The 5,164-nt window shown below is 67.6% G+C and carries 4 protein-coding genes and 1 pseudogene; all 5 read left to right on the plus strand.

The window, feature by feature from the left end; all coding sequences use genetic code 11:
- Nucleotides 1–375 (plus strand): annotated as a pseudogene (locus RMQ73_RS03685) (UDP-N-acetylenolpyruvoylglucosamine reductase); the annotation flags it as partial.
- Nucleotides 372–1,325 (plus strand): D-alanine--D-alanine ligase, encoded by a 954-nt coding sequence (locus RMQ73_RS03690; RefSeq protein WP_310496676.1) that lies wholly within the window; start codon nucleotides 372–374, stop codon nucleotides 1,323–1,325. The pseudogene RMQ73_RS03685 and the gene RMQ73_RS03690, both read left to right, overlap by 4 nt.
- Nucleotides 1,322–2,227 carry an FtsQ-type POTRA domain-containing protein gene (locus RMQ73_RS03695; protein WP_310496677.1) on the plus strand — a complete coding sequence of 302 codons (906 nt, stop codon included), beginning with the start codon at nucleotides 1,322–1,324 and terminating at the stop codon, nucleotides 2,225–2,227. The genes RMQ73_RS03690 and RMQ73_RS03695 overlap by 4 nt, the downstream gene beginning before the upstream one ends.
- Nucleotides 2,227–3,516 carry a cell division protein FtsA gene (gene ftsA / locus RMQ73_RS03700; protein WP_310496678.1) on the plus strand — a complete coding sequence of 430 codons (1,290 nt, stop codon included), beginning with the start codon at nucleotides 2,227–2,229 and terminating at the stop codon, nucleotides 3,514–3,516. The genes RMQ73_RS03695 and ftsA overlap by 1 nt, the downstream gene beginning before the upstream one ends.
- A gap of 58 nt (nucleotides 3,517–3,574) precedes the next feature.
- Nucleotides 3,575–5,071 (plus strand): cell division protein FtsZ, encoded by a 1,497-nt coding sequence (gene ftsZ / locus RMQ73_RS03705; RefSeq protein WP_310496679.1) that lies wholly within the window; start codon nucleotides 3,575–3,577, stop codon nucleotides 5,069–5,071.
- Nucleotides 5,072–5,164 lie beyond the last annotated feature (93 nt).

Raw genomic sequence — 5,164 nt, forward strand, 5'->3', positions numbered from 1 at the left:
GTGTCGGCCACACTGCGCGGCACACCCGGTGACAAGGCCGTGATCCAGGCCGAGATGGACCGTATCGCGGCGGCGCGCGAGGCCAGCCAGCCGCTGCGCACCCGCACCGGCTGCTCCACCTTCAAGAACCCGCCGGGCGGCAAGGCCTGGGAACTGGTCGACCGTGCCGGCTGCCGGGGGCTTAGGGTGGGCGGCGCCGAAGTCAGCGAAAAGCACACGAATTTCCTCATCAACAGCCACCGCGCCACCAGCGCCGACATCGAGGCGCTGGGCGAACTGGTGCGCGCGCATGTGGCGCGCCATGCCGGCGTGATGCTGGAATGGGAAATCCAGCGCGTCGGGCGCGTGGCCGTGCCGGCGCAGGTGGCGCCATGAAGGTTGCGGTGCTGATGGGCGGCTGGTCCGCCGAGCGCGAGGTGTCGCTGACCTCCGGGCGCGGCATTGCGCAGGCGTGCCGCGAGCTGGGCCATGACGTCGCCGAAATCGACATGGGCCGCGACGTGGCGCAGGTGCTGGCCGCTGCGGCGCCCGACGTGGTGTTCAACGCACTGCACGGCACGCCCGGCGAGGATGGCAGCGTACAGGGGCTGCTGGATCTGATGGGGCTGCGTTATACCCATAGCGGGCTGGCCACTTCGGTGATCGCCATCGACAAGGAACTGACCAAGATGCTGCTGGTGCCGCGCGGCATTCCGATGCCGGCCGGCACGGTGGTGACGTCGGAAAGCCTGTATGCCGGCGACCCGCTGCCCCGGCCCTATGTCCTCAAGCCCATCAACGAGGGCTCGTCGGTCGGTGTCGCCATCGTCACCGATGACAGCAACTATGGCCAGCCGATTGCACGCGGCGCGGCGGGACCATGGCAGGACTTCGACACGCTGCTGGCCGAGCCGTTCATTGCCGGCAAGGAATTGACGGTCGCGGTGCTGGACGGCCCTCATGGACCATGGCCGCTGGCGGTGACCGAGCTGAAGCCGGTCAAGGGCTTTTATGATTATGACGCCAAATACACCGATGGCATGACGGTGCATGAATGCCCGGCACAGCTGCCGAACGACATTGCGGCGGCGTGCCTGAAACTGGCGCTGGATTCGCATGTCGCATTGGGCTGCAAGGGCACGTCGCGCAGCGATTTTCGCTGGGATCCAGCGCAGGGCATGGCCGGGCTGTTCCTGCTCGAAGTCAACACCCAGCCGGGGATGACGCCGCTCAGCCTCGTGCCGGAACAGGCCAGGCATTGCGGCATGTCCTATGCGCAGCTGGTGCAGCGCATTATCGATGCGGCCCTGGTGCAGGGCACCAGTGATGCGGCCACAACCTCATGACGGCGGCCGTGCTCAAGCGCGGCGCAGCAGCGCCCCGTCCGAAGAAGCGCGCAGCGCCGCAGCCGGCGCGCATCACCTTGCCGGTGGGAGCGACCGTGCTGCGCCGCCGGGTTGTGATCGCGGTCCTCGCGCTCGCGCTGCTGGCCGCCGGCGTCATCGCGGCGCTGGCCGGCGTGCCGCAGCGCATGGGCCGGGATTTCGTGCTGTGGACAGCGGCATCGGGCTATGAGGTGCGGCATGTCGAAGTGCATGGCACGCGCGAACAGCCCCGGCTGGCGGTGTACGAGGCCGTACTGACCGGCACGTCCAACGCCATGCTGGCCGCCGACCTGGAGGCCATCCGCACCCGGCTGAAGGCGCTGGACTGGGTTGCCGACGCCAGTGTCGGCCGGCGCCTGCCCGACACTCTGGTCATCGACATCACCGAACGCCGGCCGGTGGCGCTGTGGCAGTACAAGCAGCGGCTGGCGGCCATCGACCTGACCGGCAAGCCGTTGACAACTCAGGGATTGGTGCGCTTCAACGATCTGCCCATCGTCATCGGGCCGGGCGCCAATCTGCGGGTGCGCGAGGCACTGGCGTTGATGGCCGACAGTCCGCTGGCCAAGGACGTCGATGCTGCCGTGCTGGTGGGCGGGCGGCGCTGGGACCTGAAATTCAAGACCGGCGAGACATTGGCGCTGCCCGACACCCCGCAGGCGGCGGCGCGCGCGCTCAAGACCTTTGCACGGCTGGACAGCCAGGGCAGCGACCGGCTGCTGGGCGGCAGGTTCGTGCGGTTCGACATGCGATTGCCCGGCCGCATGGTCGTTGCCGGACCGGCAGTGGCCGAGCAGCTGGCGGCCCAGTCCAAGGCGGCGGCGGAACAGGCGCGGGCCAGCGCCGCGGCAAAGGATATCTGATGGCCGTGCGTATCCCCTCGCGATTGCCGCTGACCGCCAAGGCTGGCGGCGAACGCTTGGTCGCCGTGCTGGATGTCGGCACTTCCAAGGTCGCGGCGCTGATCGCGCTCATAGGACCAGATGGCGAGCCGCGCGTCATCGGCACCGGCCAAAAACCGTGTTTCGGGCTGCGGCGCGGGCTGGTCACTGATTTCGACAAGACCGAGGCCGCCATTCGCGGCGCCATGGACCAGGCCGAACGCGCCGCCGGCCAACAGCTTGACCGCGTCTATGCCTCGATTTCGGCCGGAAACCTGACCAGCACCGTGGTATCGGTGGAAATCGACATTGCCGGGGCCAGTATCACCAGCGCCGACATGGCAACGCTGCGCGACGAGGGCCGGGCGCGGATCAATCCGGGCAACAAGACCGTCGTTCATGCCCAGCCCGCCCTCTACACCCTTGACGGCCAGGCCGGCGTGGAAAGCCCCATCGGCTTTCACGCCGACCGGCTCGGCATGGATATTCACGTCGTCGCCGCCGATACACCGCCGCTGAAGAACCTCGACCGCGCCATTCGGCAGGCGCATCTGGGCCTGGAAACGCTGGTGGCGGCGCCGCTGGCGGCCAGCCTGTCGGTGCTGCACAGCGAAGAATGCGATGTCGGCGTGGCGCTGGTGGAGATTGGTGCAGGGGTCACCACGGTCGCGGTGCACAGGTTCGGCATGCTGGTGGGTGTCGCGGCGATTCCGATGGGCGCCAACGACATCACCACCGACCTGGCGGCCGCGTTCGCGACGCGGCGCAGCGTTGCCGAACGGCTCAAAGCGCTGGACGGCGCCGCCATGGCAGTGCCCAAGGACAACCATGAGGCAGTGGAAATTCCGCCCGTGTCCGACGATGGCCATGCCGAACCGCTGCGGGTGCCCAAGGCCCAGATCATCGGAGTCATCCGGCACCGGCTCGACCTGCTGTTTCGCGAAGTGGCGCGCGCGCTGGACGGCCAGGGCTTTTCCGGGCCGCAGGCGCGGCAGGTGGTGCTGACGGGCGGCGGCGCCGAATTGCGCGGCATTGCCGATTTTGCTGCGGGCGCGCTGGGCCGCAATGTCCGCATCGGGCGGCCGCGCGGGCTGACGGGGCTGCCGCCGGCGCAGGGCGGACCCGCCGTTGCGACTTTGGCCGGGCTGGTGCTGTTTGCAGCGCAGGAACGGGGCGATATCTGGCACGCCGGCCCGCGCGCCGTGCCGCAGCCGAGCACCGGGTCAGGAAAGATTGCAAATTTGATCGAAAAATTGCGGGGCGGGCTGTGAAGCCGCTTCCCACCGATTCGCACGACGTATAGTATGTTGGCCGTGAGGGAGACACGAGATGCTGGAATTCGCAAAGCCTGAGCTGACCGAGCTGAAACCGCGCATCACGGTGATCGGCGTCGGCGGCGCGGGCTGTAACGCTGTTGCCAACATGATCGCCGCCGATCTGATGGGTGTCGAATTCATTGTCGCCAACACCGATGCCCAGCAGCTGGCGACCAGCCCGGCAGCCACGCGCATCCAGCTTGGCCTCAAGATCACGCAGGGCCTTGGCGCCGGCGCCCGTCCCGAGATCGGCCGCGCCGCAGCCGAGGAAACCCTTGAGCAGATCGAACATGCGCTGGAAGGCGCGCACATGTGCTTCATCGCCGCCGGCATGGGCGGCGGCACCGGCACCGGCGCCGCGCCCGTTGTGGCCCGCGCCGCCCGGGAAAAGGGCATATTGACCGTTGGTGTCGTCACCAAGCCGTTCAGCTTCGAAGGCAACAAGCGCATGCGATCGGCCGACGAAGGCATTGCCGAGCTGCAAAAGCATGTCGACACGCTGATCATCATTCCCAACCAGAACCTGTTCCTGATCGCCAATGCCAACACGACCTTCAAGGACGCGTTCGCCATGGCCGACCAGGTGCTGCACCAGGGTGTGCGCGGCATCACCGACCTGATGATCATGCCCGGCCTGATCAATCTGGATTTTGCCGATATCCGCACCGTCATGTCCGAAATGGGCAAGGCGATGATGGGCACCGGCGAAGCATCGGGCGAACGCCGTGCCATCGAGGCGGCCGAAAAGGCCATTGCCAACCCGCTGCTGGACGAAGTGTCGATGCGCGGCGCCAAGGGCGTCATCATCAACATCACCGGCGGCGAAGACCTGCGCCTCATGGAAGTCGATGAAGCGGCCACGCACATCCGCGACATGGTCGATCCGGAATGCAACATCATTGTCGGCAGCGCCTTCAACCCGGACCTGAACGGCGTGATGCGCGTGTCGGTGGTGGCCACCGGCATCGATGCCGCCACCCGTCCCGCCGCTGCACCGGCGCGCACCAGTCGGTCCGAATCGATGTTTGCGGCCCAGCAGTCGATCTTTTCGCCGCTGCCGCCGCCCGTTGTTGCGCCGCTCGCAGCGCCTGAGCCGGTGGCCGAGGTGCCAGCCCCGGCGGAACTGCCCCAGCCGACTGCGCCCACGGCGGCAGACCAGATGGCCGACGCATCCGAAGACGATTTCGAGGACATCGATCTGGCCCTGGCTGCCGAGCGGGTCGACGAGCCGCTGCCGGCCAGCGGGTTCCGGTTCACGCCCAGCCCGGCACCCGTGCCTGTCGCTGCACAGCCGATCGCGCCAGCCGCGCCTGCATCCGTGCCTGAACCAGCGCCGGTGATGGCCGAGGAAGAACGCGCCCTGACCCTGTTCGAAAAGATGATGGGCCTGTCGCGCGGCAGCAAGCCGCGCCACAATGTCCAGACCCTGGCGCCGGAACCGCAGGTCGATGCGCCCAAGGTCGATGATGTCGATATTCCGCCGTTCTTCAAGCGGCAGGTCAACAACTAGGCCGTAAACTCAGGGCTCTGCGGTGAGTTCGTCGATCATCGTGCCGACCATCTTGCCGCGCTGGAACTGCGCCGACCGGTTGGGCGGCGTTGT

Source organism: Sandarakinorhabdus sp. (assembly GCF_031430775.1).
In the GTDB taxonomy this organism is placed as follows: domain Bacteria; phylum Pseudomonadota; class Alphaproteobacteria; order Sphingomonadales; family Sphingomonadaceae; genus Sandarakinorhabdus.

Coding starts and splice junctions, on each gene's coding strand:
- RMQ73_RS03690 (WP_310496676.1), top strand. CDS start 372: ATGAAGGTTGCGGTGCTGATGGGCGGCTGGTCCGCCGAGCGCGAGGTG.
- RMQ73_RS03695 (WP_310496677.1), top strand. CDS start 1,322: ATGACGGCGGCCGTGCTCAAGCGCGGCGCAGCAGCGCCCCGTCCGAAG.
- ftsA (WP_310496678.1), top strand. CDS start 2,227: ATGGCCGTGCGTATCCCCTCGCGATTGCCGCTGACCGCCAAGGCTGGC.
- ftsZ (WP_310496679.1), top strand. CDS start 3,575: ATGCTGGAATTCGCAAAGCCTGAGCTGACCGAGCTGAAACCGCGCATC.